13 protein-coding genes are annotated in these 17633 nt (G+C 66.1%); 3 read left to right on the top strand and 10 right to left on the bottom strand.

Annotation, left to right across the window (positions count from 1 at the left end; genetic code table 11):
* Positions 1-131 precede the first annotated feature (131 nt).
* A complete protein-coding gene (gene hrpA / locus F6X40_RS01780) occupies positions 132-4793 on the bottom strand; it encodes an ATP-dependent RNA helicase HrpA (protein WP_410452371.1) in 4662 nt (1553 codons plus the stop codon).
* A gap of 23 nt (positions 4794-4816) precedes the next feature.
* Between hrpA and argA the strand changes: the two genes are divergently transcribed.
* The 3 genes from argA (at position 4817) to proP (ending at position 8757) form a co-directional block, all read left to right on the top strand.
* A complete protein-coding gene (gene argA / locus F6X40_RS01770) occupies positions 4817-6205 on the top strand; it encodes an amino-acid N-acetyltransferase (RefSeq protein ID WP_184070952.1) in 1389 nt (462 codons plus the stop codon).
* Between the two features lie 74 nt (positions 6206-6279).
* Positions 6280-6552: an oxidative damage protection protein gene (locus F6X40_RS01765; protein ID WP_026225286.1), complete on the top strand. Its 273-nt coding sequence runs from the start codon at positions 6280-6282 to the stop codon at positions 6550-6552.
* Positions 6553-7287: 735 nt separating this feature from the next.
* Complete coding sequence (gene proP, locus F6X40_RS01760; RefSeq protein ID WP_090800879.1) at positions 7288-8757, top strand: glycine betaine/L-proline transporter ProP; 1470 nt, start codon at positions 7288-7290, stop codon at positions 8755-8757.
* Between the two features lie 66 nt (positions 8758-8823).
* On the opposite strand, the gene F6X40_RS01755 is transcribed toward proP, so the two are convergent.
* The 9 genes from F6X40_RS01755 to F6X40_RS01715 all read right to left on the bottom strand — a co-directional run bounded on the left by F6X40_RS01755 (position 8824) and on the right by F6X40_RS01715 (position 17542).
* The gene (locus tag F6X40_RS01755) at positions 8824-9312 is read right to left on the bottom strand and encodes a metallophosphoesterase family protein (protein ID WP_187626623.1); all 489 of its coding nucleotides are present in this window, start codon (positions 9310-9312) and stop codon (positions 8824-8826) included.
* 8 nt (positions 9313-9320) lie between these two features.
* Positions 9321-10127, bottom strand: coding sequence for a hypothetical protein (locus F6X40_RS01750; protein WP_187626622.1), 807 nt, complete (start codon positions 10125-10127; stop codon positions 9321-9323).
* A 2-nt stretch (positions 10128-10129) separates the two neighbouring features.
* Positions 10130-10705 (bottom strand): TMEM175 family protein, encoded by a 576-nt coding sequence (locus F6X40_RS01745; protein WP_187626621.1) that lies wholly within the window; start codon positions 10703-10705, stop codon positions 10130-10132.
* A 144-nt stretch (positions 10706-10849) separates the two neighbouring features.
* Complete coding sequence (locus tag F6X40_RS01740; protein WP_184070961.1) at positions 10850-11203, bottom strand: cupin domain-containing protein; 354 nt, start codon at positions 11201-11203, stop codon at positions 10850-10852.
* A gap of 28 nt (positions 11204-11231) precedes the next feature.
* Positions 11232-12629: an FAD-containing oxidoreductase gene (locus F6X40_RS01735; protein WP_187626620.1), complete on the bottom strand. Its 1398-nt coding sequence runs from the start codon at positions 12627-12629 to the stop codon at positions 11232-11234.
* Between the two features lie 169 nt (positions 12630-12798).
* The gene (locus F6X40_RS01730; protein WP_062129896.1) at positions 12799-12987 is read right to left on the bottom strand and encodes a hypothetical protein; all 189 of its coding nucleotides are present in this window, start codon (positions 12985-12987) and stop codon (positions 12799-12801) included.
* Between the two features lie 136 nt (positions 12988-13123).
* Positions 13124-15439, bottom strand: coding sequence for a putative bifunctional diguanylate cyclase/phosphodiesterase (locus F6X40_RS01725; protein ID WP_187626619.1), 2316 nt, complete (start codon positions 15437-15439; stop codon positions 13124-13126).
* 330 nt (positions 15440-15769) lie between these two features.
* On the bottom strand, positions 15770-16060 hold the full coding sequence (locus F6X40_RS01720) for a helix-turn-helix domain-containing protein (protein WP_184063836.1): 291 nt from the start codon (positions 16058-16060) through the stop codon (positions 15770-15772).
* A gap of 48 nt (positions 16061-16108) precedes the next feature.
* Positions 16109-17542: a PLP-dependent aminotransferase family protein gene (locus tag F6X40_RS01715; RefSeq protein WP_187626618.1), complete on the bottom strand. Its 1434-nt coding sequence runs from the start codon at positions 17540-17542 to the stop codon at positions 16109-16111.
* Between the last annotated feature and the right edge of the window lie 91 nt (positions 17543-17633).

Below are 17633 nucleotides of genomic sequence, written 5' to 3'. Positions count from 1 at the left end.
TATCGGACCGAGTCCGGCCGCGACGGCGCTCAGAGGACGCTCGGTGTACCCCGCGCGCACCGGTGCGCGGGCCCGCTCATCGGCGGCGGTGCACACCCAGTGTCCAGCGTCCGCGAGCGAGCGCCCTGGCTTTAGCGCTGCATCGACTCCCACACCTTGTGCAGGCGCTTCACCGAAACCGGCATCGGGGTGCGCAACTCCTGCGCAAACAGCGAGATGCGCAATTCTTCGAGCAGCCAGCGGAATTCCGCAAGCCGCGGATCCACGACGCCGCCGCGGTGCGACACCGCGCGCTGATAGTGCTGCAGCAGCGGCTGGAATTCGGCGAACTGGCGCGCGTCGCGTATGGCGTCCGCGCGCAGCTTGTCGATACGCAGCGCCATCCCCTTCAGATAACGCGGGAAATGTGCGAGTTGGGCATACGGCGTATCGACGACAAAACGCTTGCCGATCAGCGCATCGAGCTGATTCTGCAGATCGGTGTACGCGGCCGCGAATGGCTTCGCCTGCAGGAGCTTCTTCGTCAGGCTCGTGTATTCGCCAAGAATCTGACCGACCAGCCGCGAAATTTCCTGCGCGAGCAACGTGAGGCGGCTACGCCCTTCGTCGCGGCGGACATGGAAGCTCGCATCGTCGTCGGGCAGCGGATCCTGCAGACACGCGCGGTCGAGTGCGGTGTCGACCAGCTGATCGCGCAGTTCCTCCTGCGTGCCGCGCGGCATGAACTGCATGGCCATTTCGCGCAGGCCCGGCAGATTCTTCTCCAGATACTTGATTGGCTCCTTCAACTGCAGCGCGAAGAGCCGACGCAAGCCCGCCCGATGAATCCGCGCGGCTTCTTCCGGCGAATCGAACACCTCGACGTCGCAATGGGTGCCACGGTCCACGAGCGCCGGGTAGCCAAACAGCGTCTGACCACCGCGGCGAATTTCGAGCAACTCGGGCAACTTGCCGAAATTCCACGTGGTCAGGTTTTCATAGAGCGCGGTGGCTGGTGCGCCTTCGGGTGTCGCGGGTTGCGGCGCGGCCGCGCCCTTGCCGCGCAACGCGCCACTCTGAGCCAAATCTGGAGAGCGTGCAGGTGCCGCAACACCGCCGCCGCCCGCGTCGGCCAAGGCGGCGCCCGCCGCGCCCGAAACGAGCTTCTGGAAATGCTGCTGCGCCTGAGCGCCGAGCTCGGCGCGCAGTTGCGACAAATTTCGCCCCATCGCGAGTTGCCGGCCATGTTCGTCGATGACCTTGAAGTTCATGAACAGATGTGCGGGCAGCGTCTCGAGCTTGAAGTCGGACTGCTTCATCGTGACCTGGGTCTGCTCGCGCAGGTCGGCGATCAGCGCCTCGAGCAAGCCTCCTCCTCCGAAGCGCTGTGCGCCGTGCCGTTCGGCGAAGCCCGCCGCGTACTCGGGGAGCGGCACGCAATGCCGACGCAGCTTTTGCGGCAGCGACTTCAGCAGCATCTGCGCCTTTTCTTTCAGCATCCCGGGCACGAGCCACTCACAGCGGCGCGCGTCGACCTGGTTCAGCGCGTACAGCGGCACTGCGAGCGTCACGCCGTCGCGCGGCGTGCCCGGCTCGAAGTGATAGGTCAGCGCCATCTCGATGCCCGCCATCGTCAGCCGCTTAGGGAACAGATCCGTCGTGACACCCGCCGCCTCGTGCCGCATCAGATCGTCTCGGGACAAATACAACAGCCGCAGCTTGTCCTCCGCCTGGCCGCTCTTTTCGACCTCGTCGCGATACCAGCGCTCGAACGCGGCGCCGGTATGGATGCCGTCCGGCAGCGCCTGATCGTAGAACGCGTAGATCAATTCGTCGTCGACCAGCACGTCCTGGCGGCGCGACTTGTGCTCGAGCTGCTCGATGTCGGCGAGCAGCTTGCGGTTGTGCGCGAAGAACGCAAGCTTCGTGTCGAACTCCCCTTCAACAAGCGCACCGCGAATGAACAGCTCGCGCGCCCGCGCCGGGTCCTGCTTGCCGAATGCGACGCGCCGCCGGTGATAGATCGGCAGGCCGTACAGCATCGCGCGCTCGAACGCGGACACCTGCGCTGCGCGCTTTTCCCAATGCGGCTCGGACAACGACTTCTTGAGCAGATGCGCGCCGACCTTCTCGACCCACTCCGGCTCGATTTTCGCGATACAGCGCGCGTACAGACGGCTCGTTTCGACGAGCTCGGCGGCCATCACCCACTTGCCTGCCTTTTTCACGAGCGCCGAGCCGGGCCACAAATAGAACTTGATGCCGCGCGCGCCGAGGTAGTACGGCTCGTCGTCGGCTTTCAGGCCGATGTTGCCGAGCAGACCGGTCAGCAGCGCCAGATGGATCTGCTCGAATGTTGCCTCCGCTTCGTTCAGCCGCCAGCCGTGCTCGCGCACCACCGTCAGCAGCTGCGAGTGGACGTCGCGCCATTCGCGCAGCCGCAGTTGCGACAGGAAGTTCTTGCGGCACTCGTCCTGCAGCTGCCGGTTCGATTTCTTGTGCGCGATCGCTTCGTCGAACCAGTTCCAGATCTTCAGCCACTGCAGGAATTCGGAGCGCTCGTCGGCGAACCGGCGATGCGCCTGGTCCGCCTGCTCCTGCGCTTCGATCGGGCGATCGCGCGGGTCCTGCACGGACAGCGCACTCGCGATGATCAGCACTTCCTTCAGCGCCTGCTGGTCGCGCGCGGCGAGGATCATGCGGCCGACGCGCGGATCGAGCGGCAGTCGCGCGAGTTCGCGGCCGAGCGGCGTCAGGTGGGTGTCGTCGTCGACGGCGCCGAGCTCGTTGAGCAACTGGTAGCCATCGGAAATCGCACGGCCCGGCGGCGGTTCAATAAACGGGAAGGTTTCGATCGCCGTCAGATGCAGCGACTTCATGCGCAGAATCACCGAAGCAAGCGACGAGCGCAGAATTTCCGGATCGGTGAAGCGCGCGCGGCCCTGGAAGTCGCTGTCCTCATACAGACGAATGCAGATGCCATCGGCGATCCGGCCGCAACGCCCCGCGCGCTGGTTCGCGGCGGCCTGCGAAATCGACTCGACCTGCAACTGCTCGACCTTGTTGCGATACGAGTAGCGCTTCACGCGCGCAAGGCCCGTGTCGACCACGTAGCGGATGCCGGGTACCGTCAGCGAAGTTTCGGCGACGTTGGTCGCGAGCACGATGCGGCGCGCGTTCGACGCGCGGAACACGCGCTCCTGCTCGGCGGCCGAGAGCCGCGCGAACAGCGGCAGGATCTCCGTGTGGGGCGGATGATGTTTGCGCAGCGCCTCGGCGGCGTCGCGAATCTCGCGCTCGCCGGGCAGGAATACCAGTACGTCGCCGGGGCCTTCGCGGCACAGTTCGTCGACGGCGTCGACGATCGCCTCCATCAGATCACGATCAGTCTCGCGCTGCGTCTTCGGGCGCTCGCGGCCAGACGAGGTTGCACCCGAGGTCCCTTGCGCCGCCTTGACCGCCGGGCTGTCCTCGACGACCGGACGGTAACGTACCTCGACCGGATACATCCGGCCGCTCACTTCGATCACCGGCGCGGGTTTGTCGTCGCTGCCGAAATGACGCGCAAAACGGTCGGCGTCGATTGTCGCCGAGGTGACGATCAGCTTCAGGTCGGGACGCTTGGGAAGAATCTCCTTCAGGTAGCCGAGCAGAAAATCGATGTTGAGGCTGCGCTCGTGTGCTTCGTCGATGATCAGCGTGTCGTAGGCTTTCAGCAGCGGATCAGTCTGCGTTTCCGCAAGCAGAATGCCGTCGGTCATCAGCTTGACCGATGCGCCCGGCGCGAGGTTGTCGTTGAAGCGCACCTTATAGCCGACCACTTCGCCGAACGGCGTGCCGAGTTCCTCGGCGATACGGCGCCCGGTCGCCGACGCGGCGATCCGGCGCGGCTGCGTATGGCCGATCAGACCATTGCCGCCGGCACCGAGACCACGGCCAAGCGCGAGGCAGATTTTCGGCAACTGCGTGGTCTTGCCCGAGCCGGTTTCGCCCGACACGATCACGACCTGATTCTGCGCGATCGCCCGCGCGATCTCGTCGCGACGACCGGAGACAGGAAGCGCTTCGGGGAACGTGACCGGTGGAATCGGATTCGGCTCGACGACCCGCAACAGCCGCGCTTCGCGCGGCGCGCGAGGTTGTTCCTTGCGCGGCTCGCCCGATTGTTTGTCGCGCGATCCGTGACGTTGCTCGCCGCGGGTCGATCCGCGTTGCTCGCTACGTGGCCCGCGATCTCCCTGTTCGTTGCGAGACGCACGACGCTGTTCAACACGAGGCGTGTCCGAGTGCGCGTCGCGGATTTCATTGCGCTGCTCGCTTTGCCGCGCATCACCTCCCTCGTCGCGAGCCTGCTGGCCATGCTCACCGCGAGGCGCGGCCGAAGGCGTATTGCGGCGCTCGCCTTGCGGCCCGCCCCCCTGCCCGCTTTGCGGCCCATCGCTCTGCTGCTCACGGGCCGCGTTATGAAGCGCAGTACGGAATTGGCCAAGCTGCTCGCTCAACGAAGCGCCACGTTGCTCGCCACGAGCCCCACCGCCCCGCTTCGCACCAGACGCGTCATCCGATTCATCGCGGGATTCACCGCGCCGTTCGTCACTCGCGCCAGCGTGCTCTTCGCGACCTTTTCGACCTGCACCGCCCCCTTCAGGCGGCACCTTTCGCGCAGACGCGCCCGCCCCCCGACGCGCGTCACGCGCCTGATCGGGTTTCGCATCCTGCGCTGGGCGGCGCATCGTGTCGCCCGGGTTGGCCGGCTCGCCGGCCGACGCCGGTTTCTCGTTCGCCCCAGCGGGACTTTTGGGTACATTCGACATGGGGGCGCATTATAATCCCCGGCATGAATTCCCAAACCGACCTCGTCCCCGCGCCCGCGAGCGTCCCGGCCCCCGCCGACTCGCCGGAAACCCTCGCCCAGCACGCGCAATTCGTCGACTGGATGCGTTCCGTCGCCCCGTATATCCACGCGTTCCGAAACAAGACATTCGTCGTGGGTTTCGGCGGCGAAGTGGTGCATCAGGGGCTGCTGAATGCGCTCGTGTCCGACATCGCGCTGCTGCAGGCAATGGGCATCCAGATCGTGCTCGTGCATGGCTCGCGCCCGCAGGTCGAGGAGCAGATGAGCCTGCACGGCGTCGAATCGGAGTTTTCACACGGCATGCGCATCACCGACGCGCGCGCGCTCGAGTCCGCGAAGGAGGCGGCCGGCGAAGTGCGTCTCGACATCGAAGCCGCGATCAGCCAGGGTCTGCCGAACACGCCAATGGCGCACGCGCACATCAGCGTCGTATCGGGCAACTTCGTGACGGCGCGCCCCGTCGGCATTCTGGACGGCGTCGACTTCCAGCACACGGGCCTCGTGCGCAAGATCGACGCGGATTCGATCCGACACTCGCTTGCGAGCCGCAAGCTCGTGCTGCTGTCGCCGCTCGGCTTCTCGCCCACCGGTGAGGCATTCAATCTGTCGATGGAAGACGTGGCCTCGGCCGCGGCGATCGCGCTGCGCGCCGACAAGATCGTGTTCCTGACCGAAACGCCGGGCCTGATGGAAACCGGCGAAAGCGGCACCGAGCTGATCCGCGAACTATCGCTCGACGACGCCTACAAGCTGCACGAAAGCGGCGAAGTGACCGGCGACGCCGCGTTCTACCTGAAGCATTCGATCCGCGCCTGCCGCGGCGGCGTGCCGCGTGCGCACATCATCCCGTACGCGCTCGACGGCAGCCTGCTGCTCGAACTGTTCCTGCACGATGGCGTCGGCACGATGATTTCGTACGAGAACCTCGAAAGCCTGCGCGAAGCAACGCCGGACGACGTCGGCGGCATTCTCGCGCTGATCGAGCCGCTCGAAACAGACGGCACGCTGGTACGGCGCGGCCGTCACCAGATCGAACGCGATATCGACCATTTCTCGGTGATCGAGCACGACGGCGTGCTGTTCGGCTGCGCGGCGCTGTATCCGTATCCGCAGGAGCGCATCGGCGAAATGGCGTGCCTGACCGTCGCGCCCGAAGCTCAAGGCACCGGCGACGGCGAGCGCCTGCTCAAGCGCATCGAACAGCGCGCGCGGGCACGCGGCCTCACGCGCATTTTCGTGCTCACCACGCGCACCGAACACTGGTTCCTGAAGCGCGGCTTCGTCAAGGTTACGGTCGACGACTTGCCCGAAGACCGCCGCCGACTCTATAACTGGCAGCGCAAATCGCTCGTGCTGATGAAACAGCTTTGAGTACTTCGTGATCGCCCCCATCTGATCCGAACCGGCGTCTGCCCGCCCCACATCGATTACAGGAGAAGCACAGCATGACTCGTATGGTTCAATGCGCGAAGCTCGGCAAGGAAGCCGAAGGCCTCGATTTCCCGCCGCTGCCGGGCGAACTCGGCAAGCGGATCTACGAAAGTATCTCGAAGGAAGCCTGGCAGAGCTGGTTGAAGCAGCAGACCATGTTGATCAACGAAAACCGCCTGAACATGGCCGATCCGCGCGCGCGGCAGTATCTGATGAAGCAGACCGAAAAGTTCTTCTTCGGCGAAGGCGCGGATACCGCGTCGGGCTACGTGCCGCCGTCGGCCTGAGCTTGCCTCGTCCGGGACGACACAACGTGTCGCCCGAACCGGATGAACGCACGCCCACAATCCGCGCCGCGAGCGCGGATTTTTTTCGCGCCAACATCGGCCGCGCATCACGCCCGCCGCTCGCATCGTCTTCGCCTCAAAAAAGCGCTCGCCAATGTTCTAAGCGGTCCGTTTTTCAGGGCCGTTCCGACCCCGCCAGATCTCCCGTCCCGCAACGGCTCGAGTCACATTGGCGGCCCTACCTCGCACCACCGATTTGCATGATCCTCTGGCATCGTGCTAACATGTGCCCTCGTTTCAGCCGCAATTCACCTTCATTCGTGTTCTTTCAAGTTGGTTCATCGTGTGTTTGTCCGCGCACGCGCCATCCTGAATTGAACTGTTTTTAAACAAGAAGGCTCGTCGGTCGTTTCCCCGCCTAAAGCGGAAAATTCAAGACCGGCCTTTTTCGTTTCAAGCCTTCAGTGGCGCATGGGTCAGTTTCCCGCCAGCCCCGCGTCCCTCATGCATCTGCCCCCCTTCCACGGCCACGCAGGTGCAACAGTCAGCACGATCTAGTCGAGTGTTTTTTCGCGAACTTACCGCGAGGCACGGGCGTTTGCTTCTTTTCGCCATCCGTTGCGCCGCCGGATAACCGGTGCCGCGAACAGCCTCGCCTTGCTCACGAAATTACACTTTCCGGCAACCGTGGCGGAACGCATCACGAGTTTCGTCGCAGTCATTGGAGTTTCAACCTTGACCGCTTCCAGCAACGGCTTCTGGCGACATCACAAACCGGAACAGCGTCTTTCCCTCGACGACATCACCGTCGTCGATCACTCCCTCCTGAAACGGGCCGTCGGCGCCATGGCGCTCGGCAACGCGATGGAATGGTTCGATTTCGGCGTATACAGCTACATCGCGGTCACGCTCGGCAAGGTGTTCTTCCCCTCGTCGAGCCCATCGGCGCAACTCATTGCGACCTTCGGCACGTTTGCCGCGGCGTTTCTCGTGCGGCCGATCGGCGGCATGGTATTCGGGCCGCTCGGTGACCGCATCGGCCGTCAGCGCGTGCTGGCAATGACGATGATCATGATGGCCGCGGGCACCTTCGCGATCGGCCTGATCCCCAACTACGCGACGATCGGCATTCTCGCGCCGGCGCTGTTGCTGCTTGCGCGCCTCGTGCAGGGCTTCTCGACCGGCGGCGAATACGGCGGCGCCGCGACCTTCATCGCCGAATTCTCGACCGACAAGCGCCGCGGCTTCATGGGCAGCTTTCTCGAGTTCGGCACGTTGATCGGCTACGTGCTCGGCGCGGGCACGGTCGCGCTGCTGACGGCGACGCTGTCGAACGACGCGCTGCTGTCCTGGGGCTGGCGCGTACCATTCCTGATCGCCGGACCGCTCGGCCTGGTGGGTTTGTACATCCGCATGAAGCTCGAGGAAACGCCCGCGTTCAAGAAACAGGCCGAAGAGCGCGAAGCCGAGGACCGCGCGCTGCCCAGCCAGTCGTTGCGCCAGCTGCTCGTGCAGCAGTGGAAGCCGCTGCTGCTGTGTGTCGGCCTCGTGCTGATTTTCAACGTGACCGACTATATGGCGCTGTCGTATCTGCCGAGCTATCTGTCCGCCACGCTGCACTTCAACGAAACGCACGGTCTGTTCCTCGTGCTGCTCGTGATGATCCTGATGATGCCGATGACGCTCGCCGCCGGCCGTCTGTCCGATGCGATCGGCCGCAAGCCCGTGATGCTGCTCGGCTGCGTCGGTCTGTTCGCGCTGTCGATTCCCGCGCTGCTGCTGATCCGGATGGGCACGGTGCTGCCGGTGTTCGGCGGTCTGATGATTCTCGGCGTGCTGCTGTCATGCTTCACCGGGGTGATGCCGTCGGCGCTGCCGGCGCTGTTCCCGACCCGGATCCGCTACGGCGCGCTCGCGATCGGCTTCAATATCTCGGTGTCGCTGTTCGGCGGCACGACGCCGCTCGTGACCGCATGGCTCGTCGACCGGACCGGCAATCTGATGATGCCCGCCTACTACCTGATGGGCGCATCGCTGATCGGCATCGTGTCGGTACTCGCGCTGCGCGAAACCGCGCGCAAGCCGCTGCTCGGCTCAGGTCCGTGCGTCGCGACGCGCGCTGAAGCGCACGCGGTGCTGCGCGGTGAGCGCGAGGCCGAGGAGATGGATGAACGGTTCGCGGCGGCTGCGACCGCGCGTGCCTGACCTGCGCAGTCATCACGTCAGGCGTAGTTTCTGAAGCGGGCCGGCGACATTCGCCGGCCCGCTGTTTTACGTCAGCAGCGAATCGAACGTCGCGCCAACCTGCGCGCCTTCGACGGTCAGCATGCCCGCGCACACCGGCAGCTTGAAGCGCCGCGGCCCCGCGCTGCCCGGATTGACGTACAGCACGCCGTCGCGCTCGGCGATCGACGGCTTGTGCGAGTGGCCGCTCACCACGACGCGAATGCCATCGTGCTGCGGCACGCAGCCCAGCTCGGCGATGTCGTGCACGACCAGAATCGTCACCTGCTGGATCGTCAGCCGCGCATGCGTCGGTAGAGACGCGGCCCAGTCACCGGTATCGTTGTTGCCGCGCACCGCGGTCAGCGGCGCGATCCGCGCGAGCGCGTCGAGCACGTCCGGGTTGCAGATATCGCCCGCGTGAATGATCGCGTCGCAGCCGTCGAGATAGCGCAACGCTTCGGGACGCACGAGGTTGTGCGTATCCGAGATGAGCCCGATGCGGGTAGCGGTCGAAGGTGAGCGATGTGAAGCCATGCGCAGTCTCACTCGGTCTGCGGCTGCGCCAACTCTCGCGCCGCCGCCTGGGCACGGCGCTGCCCAGCCAGCAGGCGCCGCGTCAACCCCTGCACGACGACCGACACCACCGCCGCGCACGCAAACCCCGTCGCCACACCGTACTGCGGCAGCAGCATCGCCGTCGCCGCGAAGAACGCCGCGAACGAGCCGCGCCCGACCACCATGCCGCGCATCAAGAGCGCCACGAAGTCCGCGCCATGCGCACGCTGCGCCGACACCGCGAGCACGATGCCGAGCAGCGGAAACACCGACACCACGCCACTCCACGCGGCGCCCATCGATGCCGAAGCAGCCGTCACCGCGAGCGTCAGCAATGCGCCCGCGAGCATCCGCACGGCCAGATCCGCACGCCCGACGCGCGCCGCCGGCACATGGCCCGTCGCGCGCGGCAAGCAGCTCTGCGACACCGCGACGGCCGCGCACGCCGCCGCCAGCGCCCACTCAAGCGAGCCGGGCATCCGCACGATCAGCAGTCCCGCGCCGAGCCAGCCGGCCATGCCCGCGACCAGTGCGAGCGGCCAGTCGAAGCGTCGGCAGCTCCATCCATAAGCAAGATTGAATGCCTCGGATGCGGCGATCGCCGCAACCGACGCCGCCGACGCCTGCGCCGCGAACGCCGGCCCGCGCTCGACTGCGAGCAGCAGCATGATCGGTCCGGCGACGACCGGCAGTCCCGCGAGCCATCCCGCGACCGACGGCCCCCAGACGCGCGCGGCCGCCGTCAGCGCGGCGAGAAAGGCCGGCACCAGCACGAGCTTCAGCGCGAGCAGCATGCTCAGGCCTCCAGCACGTGTTCGATGCGACGGTCCGGTACGAACCACCATGCGGCGGCGAGCGCGTACAGCACGGCCGTCGCCCACGGCACGACGAACGCGAGCCCGATGCCGGTCAGGTAAATGACGACGGAGACCTTGCCCTTGAAGTCGTTGCCGAGCGCCTTGGCCAGCGTCGAGTCGTGTCCATGCTGCGAAATCAGCGTGCGCGTCAGGATGAAATACGCGATCGCCGCCATGAACAGCACGATGCCGTACATCGCGGTCGGCCACGCGGCCAGATGGTTTTCGCCGACCCAGTGCGTCACGGCCGGCAAGAGGGATAGCCAGAACAGCAGATGCAGGTTCGCCCACAACACCTTGCCGTTGAGCTTCTGCACCGCATGGAACATGTGATGGTGATTGTTCCAGTAAATGCCGACGTAGACGAAGCTCAGCACGTATGCGCAGAACACCGGTACGACCGGGCGCAGCGCCGCGAGGTCGTGGCCTTCGGGCACCTTCAGCTCGAGCACCATGATCGTGATGATGATGGCGATTACGCCATCGCTGAAGGCTTCGACGCGTCCCTTGCCCATGCGAGTTCCGAAGATCAATGCGGTGGGGCGCACAGCCCGCCTTCGCCTTGCGCGCGGGCCGCGCCGCTGCCGATTATCGGTGATGGTGTGAGGATTTGTCGATGCGCGAGAGCCGGCCGCGCGGATGGCTCGATCCGCCGCGGCTCACGGGTAATGGACGGCGAGCCACACGCTCGGCTCGGTGTCGCTCGTCCATGCGACGCGGTGGCGGGAATGCGCCTCGATCAGCACGTGATCGCCGGGCTTCATCGGATGCGGCTGGGGGTCGTTGTCGAATTCGAGCATCGCCGCGCCGGTGAGCAGCACGACCCATTCGGCGCGCGGGCTGTCGTACCAGAAACCGGGCGGACTCGCCTGCCCGGTCGAGACGATCCGCTCGATCGTCACGCCGCCCCGCTCGACGAGCGCGTCGACCTGCTCCTCGGGCGTCGTCCCCAACTGCGCGACGAGGTCGAACAGATTGCCGCTGTTACGTGCGGGTTTGAGCGAGCTTGTCATCAGCGTGTCGCGCCAGCGTCAAGGCAGTTCATTGCATCGGCTTGAGCCCATCGAGCAGCGTCGGCACCAGTTCGCTGATGGTCGGATGCACGTGCATCGCGTATTGCAAAGTCGGATACGGCGCGCCCGCGGTCATGATGTCGACGAACGTATGGATCGCCTCGTCGCCCTCGATGCCGTGAATTGCCGCGCCGAGTATCTGTTTGCTGTTCGCATCGACGAGCGCCTTCATGAAGCCGTCGGTCTCGCCACGCTCGCGCGCACGGCCCACGCGCGACATCGGCATCGTCGCGATCAGCGCTTCGCGGCCGCTGTTGCGCACCTCCTGCTCGGACAAGCCGACGCGCGCGAGCGGCGGATCGACGAACACCGCATACGTCATGATCCGCGTGTCGACGCTGCGCGCGCCGCCGTCGAGCAGGTTCGCCGCGACGATCTGGTAGTCGTCGTAGGACGTATGCGTGAACGCGCCGCGGCCGTTCACGTCGCCGATCGCCCACACGCCCGGCACGCTGCTGCGCAACTGGCCGTCGACGATGATCGTGCCGTGCCGGTCGGTCTCGATGCCGGCGACGTCGAGGCCGAGGTCGTCGGTATTCGGCCTGCGGCCGGTGGCCAACAGCAGATGCGACGCCTCCATGGCTGGGATGTTCTGCTCGAAGCCGATGCACACGTCGTTCGCGCGATGCGCATGCGGCTCGACGCGCGTCGGCTGCACGCCGAAATGAAACTCGACGCCCTCGCGCGCGAGCACCTTCTGCACCGACTCCGCGAAATCGGCATCCTCGCGGTTCAACACGCGCTCGCCGCGCACCAGCACGCTGACGCGGCTCCCGAAGCGGCGAAACACCTGCGCGAATTCGAGCGCGATATAACTGCCGCCGACGATCACCAGATGATCCGGCAACGCGGTCAGTTCGAGCAGCGTCGAGTTCGTGTAGTACGGAATCCGCTGGATGCCTTCGAGCGGCGGCACGACGGCGCGCGTGCCGGCGTTGATGAAGATTTCGAACGCGCTGAGCTCGTCCAGCAATTCGCCGTCGCGCCCGCAGATAGCGAGCGTGCGTGCGCCGGTGAAGCGCGCGTGGCCGTTGAACACCGTGATGTTTTCCGTGCCGCGCAGCCATTTTTCGACGCCGCTGCGCGACTCTCCGATGATCCGGTCCTTGCGCGCCTTCACGGCCGCCAGATCGACGCCGACCGAACCCACCTGCACGCCGAGCTCCGCCGCATGGCGCGCCACGTGCGCCGCGCGGGCGCTCGCCACATAGGATTTGGTCGGCGTGCAGCCGACGTTCACGCAAGTGCCGCCAAACTCCGCGCGTTCGATCACCGCGGTGCGGCGCCCGCTTTGAGCGAGGCGCACGGCGAGCGGCGAACCGCCTTGTCCGGTACCGATCACGACTGCGTCGAAGTGCTGTGGCATGGCAACTCTCCCCGGCTGGGTGCAGGTCGTAGCATCTTACGCTCAGTGCCACGCGCTGCCATGTCATGTCTGATTGTGCGGGCGCTTTGGCGACGGCCCCTCTTCCCACGCGCCGCGCGCGAGGCGGCGCCAATCAGTTGGGATTACTGCGTATGCTGCGCGGGAAATCTCAGGCGTGGCAATGAACCGCGCAAATCAACTCGCGCGAACGTTGCAGTGCGGCCTGCGCGCCGCGCGCCGCGAACACCCAGCCGACCTGGCCGAGATTGAAGTCCTGCGACACCATCACCTGCATCAGCGCGACCATCGGCAGTACGACCGCTGGCCGGTAAAGCTGGTTTCTGATCAACTCTGACATGACAACCCCCAAACGCGGGGTGCCGCTTCGGCACCACGCACCAATAATGTTTCGATGGGGGAATTTTAGGGAGTGCGTCGCCGCCGATAAATAGCGGCAACGCGAAGTCACTTGTTCGGCAATCTGAACAATCGCGTCAGGACGCCTTCGCCATGCCGATCAGCTGCGCGTCGTACAGCGTGCGCGCATACGCGCTCGCCCCGACCGGCCGGCTGTACAGGTAGCCCTGCTGCTTGTCGCAATCGATCGCGCGCAGGAACGCCGCCTGCTCGGCGGTCTCGACGCCCTCGGCGGTGACGTTCATGCCGAGCGAGTGCGCCATCGCGACGACCGCCTGGGTGATCGCGACCGAATCGCGATGATCGGGCAGCCCCGCGACGAACGACCGGTCGATCTTCAGGTTATGCAGCGGAAAGCGCTTCAGGTACGACAGCGACGAATAACCGGTGCCGAAATCGTCGACCGAGACGCGCACGCCCATTGCGTTCAGCGCGCTCAGCATCGGCAGCACGGTATCGCTGTCGCTCATCAGCAACCGCTCGGTGATCTCGAGTTCGAGCGCGGCCGGTTCGAGCCCGGACTGCGCAAGACAACGTTCGATGCGCTCGAGCAGCCCGTCGTTGAACTGCCGCGGCGACAGATTGACCGCGACGATCAGATGCGGCGCGAGCGAGCGCCGCCACTGCGCGACCTGCTGGCAGGCGTGCTCGAGCACCCAGTCGCCGATCTCGACGATCAGCCCGGCATCCTCGGCGACCGGAATGAATTCGCCCGGCGACACGTTGCCGAGCTCGCTGTTGTACCAGCGCAGCAGCGCTTCCGCACCGATCGTGCGGCCGCTCTGGCTATCGACGATCGGCTGGTACACGAGGCTCAGCTCGTTGGCCGCGAGCGCGCGCCGCAGCGACTGTTCGATCGTGAAACGCCGCTGCAGATGCTGGTTCAGCTCGGCGGTGAAGAACTGGAAGTTGTTGCGGCCGCGCTGCTTCGCGTGATACATCGCCGAATCGGCGTTGCGCATCAGCGTCGCGACGTCCTGGCCGTCTTCGGGAAACAGGCTGATGCCGATCGACGCGCCCAGGTAGTACTCGTTGCCCGCCACCGCGAACGGCACCGCGATCATGTCCAGAATGCGGTGCGCGAGGCCGATCAGCTCGCCGGTATTGCCGTACGCACTGGCGACGATCACGAACTCGTCGCCGCCGACGCGCGCCAGCGTGTCGGCGCACCCGACACAGGCCGACAGCCGTTCGGCGACCCTGCACAGCAAGGCGTCGCCGGCTTCGTGACCGGCGGTGTCGTTGACCTTCTTGAAGCCGTCGAGATCGACGAACAGCACGGCGACGCTGGTGAGCTCGCCGTCATGGTCGCCGGCGGCGCGCGGCGCGAACAGGTCGCGCATCCGCTCGGTCAGGTAGGCGCGGTTGTAGAGGCCGGTCAGCGAATCGCGCGTGGCGAGGTACTTCAGCTGGCGCTGCGCCTCGCGCACCGGCCCGATGTCGGAAAACGAAATCAGCACGGAGTCCGGCTCGCTGTCGCCGGGCCGCAGGATCGGCACGACGTTCTGCGTGATCCACACGACTTCGCCGCCGATCAGTTCGAGGCCGACCGTCACGCCGAGCATCGGCTTGCCGGTCGCAAAGACCTGCGAGACCGGACGGTTGACTTCGCCGATGACCGAGCCGTCCTCGCCGAACGCGCGTGTCATCACGGTCCGCATGCTGCTGCCGACGACCTCCGGTGTCACGTGCAGCATGCGCTGCGCACTCGGATTGCAGGCGAGCACGATGCCGGTGCGCGACTGCACGACGATGCCCTCGCTGAGATGATCGACGACCAGCCGGTGACGCTCCTCGCTATGCGCGAGGCGCTGCGCCATCACGTCCTGATGGACCGCAAGGCCGACGCTGCTGCCGATGTCGCGCAGCATCGCCTCTTCTTCGGGGGTCGGACAGCGGGTGGCGCGGTAGTAGACGGCGAACGCGCCGAGCACAATGCCCGCGTCGTTTTTGAAGGGCACGGACCAGCATGCGCGCAAGCCGTGCGGCAACGCGAAATCGCGGAAGTTTTCCCACAGCGGATCGGATTCGATGTCGTCGACGATCACCAGACGCCGCTCGAACATCGCCGTGCCGCACGAGCCGACGCGCGGACCGATCGCCGCGCCCTCGATCGCGGCGCTGTACGCGGGCGGCAGCGACGGCGCGCCGCCGACGCGCACATGCACGCCGTCCGGGTCGAGCAGCAGGATCGAGCAGCACGCGCCGTCGCCGAGCAGCGCCTCGGCGCGACGGCAGACTTCGTCGAGCAGTTCAGGCAGCGGCGTGTTGCGGGTGATCAGCCGCAACACGCTGCGCTCGGACGCGAGTACCTCCTCGGCCCGTTCCGGCCGGTAGCGGCCGCCCTCCGACGCAGCTGTCGTCGTGCCACGTGATGTTGCTTCGCAAAGCATAGTTGCGCCCCCCAAACCCAACATCGGCAAGTTAGTGTACGCGGCACACCGGGGTTTACGCTAAGTCCAGCGTGAAAATCTGCCATGCATCGCGTGCGGACGGCTCCGGTGTGGCGTGCCAGCATCGGTTGATGCCGGTACGACGGGCGACGGCAGTGCTGGCGCCGTCTGTTCGTGGCCCGCAGGCGCCGCAGCGGCTCGACGCTGGGCCGGCCGCGGCAGACTGCGACGGCCCATTTGGTTCGGCGGCGGATGCCCGGCGCCCGGTCGCAGCGGCGGGGGCGGCGCATGACGCGCAATTGCGCGCCGGCGGCAGTTGCGCCGGGACGCTCAGCCGGCGGCCGACGGCTCGCCGCCCTCGCTCGTGCCGAACAGCTCCGCGCAAAGCTGCGCGCCGATTTCACTCAGCGACGCGGCTCCGGTGCCATCGTCGTGGCACATCGTATCGACGAGACCGCTTCCCGAGAGCGCCGTCAATTGCCGCCGCAAGCTGCTCATCGGCACGCCGGCCTGCTTCGACAGCTTCGCGAGCGACCACGCGCGCCAGGGTGTCTCGCGATGCGCGCGCCATAGCTGCGCGAGTATCGCGGCGAGTTGCGGGTCGATGTCGTCGTCATCCATGTCGGTCTACCTGTCGTGATGTGTCGTTTTGCATCGCCGTAGCGCCTGTCACGCCATCGTCGTAGCCAGCTCACCGAGCGTCTTCAACGCCGCTTCGGCCTGCGCGGTCCACGGATAGCTGTAGTTGAGCCGGATGAAGTGCCGAAAATCGTTGCGCGTCGAAAACATCATCCCCGGCCCGACCGTGATCCCGCGTTCGAGCGCCGCCTGATAAAGCCGCATCGAATCGATCGCAACGGGCAACTCGACCCACAGTACGTAGCCGCCCCGCGGCGTCGACACGCGCGTGCCGACCGGGAAAAAGCGCAGCACCAGCGCGCTCATGATGCTCGCCTGCTGCCGGTACACGCGGCGCAGGTGCCGCAGATGACGGTCGTAGCCGTCCTGACGCAAATAATCGGCGACCGCGATCTGGGGCACCGACGGCGTCGTCAGCGTATTCAGGAACTTGAGCTTCTCGACCTGCGCGCGATAGCGCCCCGGCAGCGCCCAGCCGATCCGGTACGACGCCGTCAGGCTTTTCGAAAACGACGCACAGTGCAGCACGAGCCCCTGGGTGTCGAAGGTCTTCAGCGTCGACGGCCGCGTGTCGCCGAAATACAGCTCCTGGTAGACATCGTTCTCGATCGCCGGAATCTCGTGCGCGGCCAGCAGTTCGACCAGTTGCCGCTTGCGCTCGTCGGACATGCAGAAACCGAGCGGATTCTGGAAATTCGGCATCACCATGCACGCGGCGATCTTCTGCCGCGCGATCGCCTTCGCGAGCGCGTCGATGTCGATGCCGTCGACCGGATGCGTCGCCACCTCGATCGCGCGCATGCCGAGGCGCTCGATGGCGTGCAGCATCGCGTAGTAGGTCGGCGACTCGACCGCGACGGTGTCGCCCGGCTTGGCGACCGCCTGCAGGCTCAGGTTGATCGCCTCGGTCGCGCCGAGCGTGATCACGATTTCGCCCGGATCGACCGGCAGACCGTTTTCCGCATAGCGCCGCGCGATCTGTCGGATCAGCTCGGGGTTGCCCGGCGGCAGATCGTCGATCAGATTCCAGCTCGCGTGCCGCCGCGCGATCGCGTTGGCGTACTGGTTGATGCGCCGCCACGGGAACAGCGACGGATCGGGATACGGCGAGCCGAACGGCACGGCGTCGTGCGCGCGGATGCTGCGTAGCGTCGACAGCACGAGCCGGCTCACATCGACCGTCGCGGGCACCGGCGGCGGCGCGGACTCGCGGCCCGCGCGGGCCGCGGCGGGCGCCGGCACAAGCGCCCGCGCGGCCGCGTCGCGCACGAAATAGCCCGACTGCGGCCGGCTCTCGACGATGCCGCGGCTCTCCAGCAGCGCATACGCGTGCAGCACCGTCTTGATGCTGACGCCGTGCTGCTGGCTCGCCTGACGCACCGACGCAACCCGCTCGCCGGCCGCGAACACGCCGCGGCGCACGGCTTCGGTGATTTCGTCGGCGAGTTTTTCGTAGAGCTTCATGCGATTCGGGTGGATTCGGGCGGCTTCAGGCATCGTCGCGCAACTGTACTCCTATTCTTTCCGATTTTCTGTATCCAACGTGGTTTGTGGA

This window comes from Paraburkholderia sp. UCT31, from assembly GCF_014397655.1.
Taxonomy (GTDB): domain Bacteria; phylum Pseudomonadota; class Gammaproteobacteria; order Burkholderiales; family Burkholderiaceae; genus Paraburkholderia; species Paraburkholderia tuberum.
The sequence above is the reverse complement of the archived record's forward strand: the minus strand, read 5'-3'. Positions and strand labels throughout refer to the sequence as shown.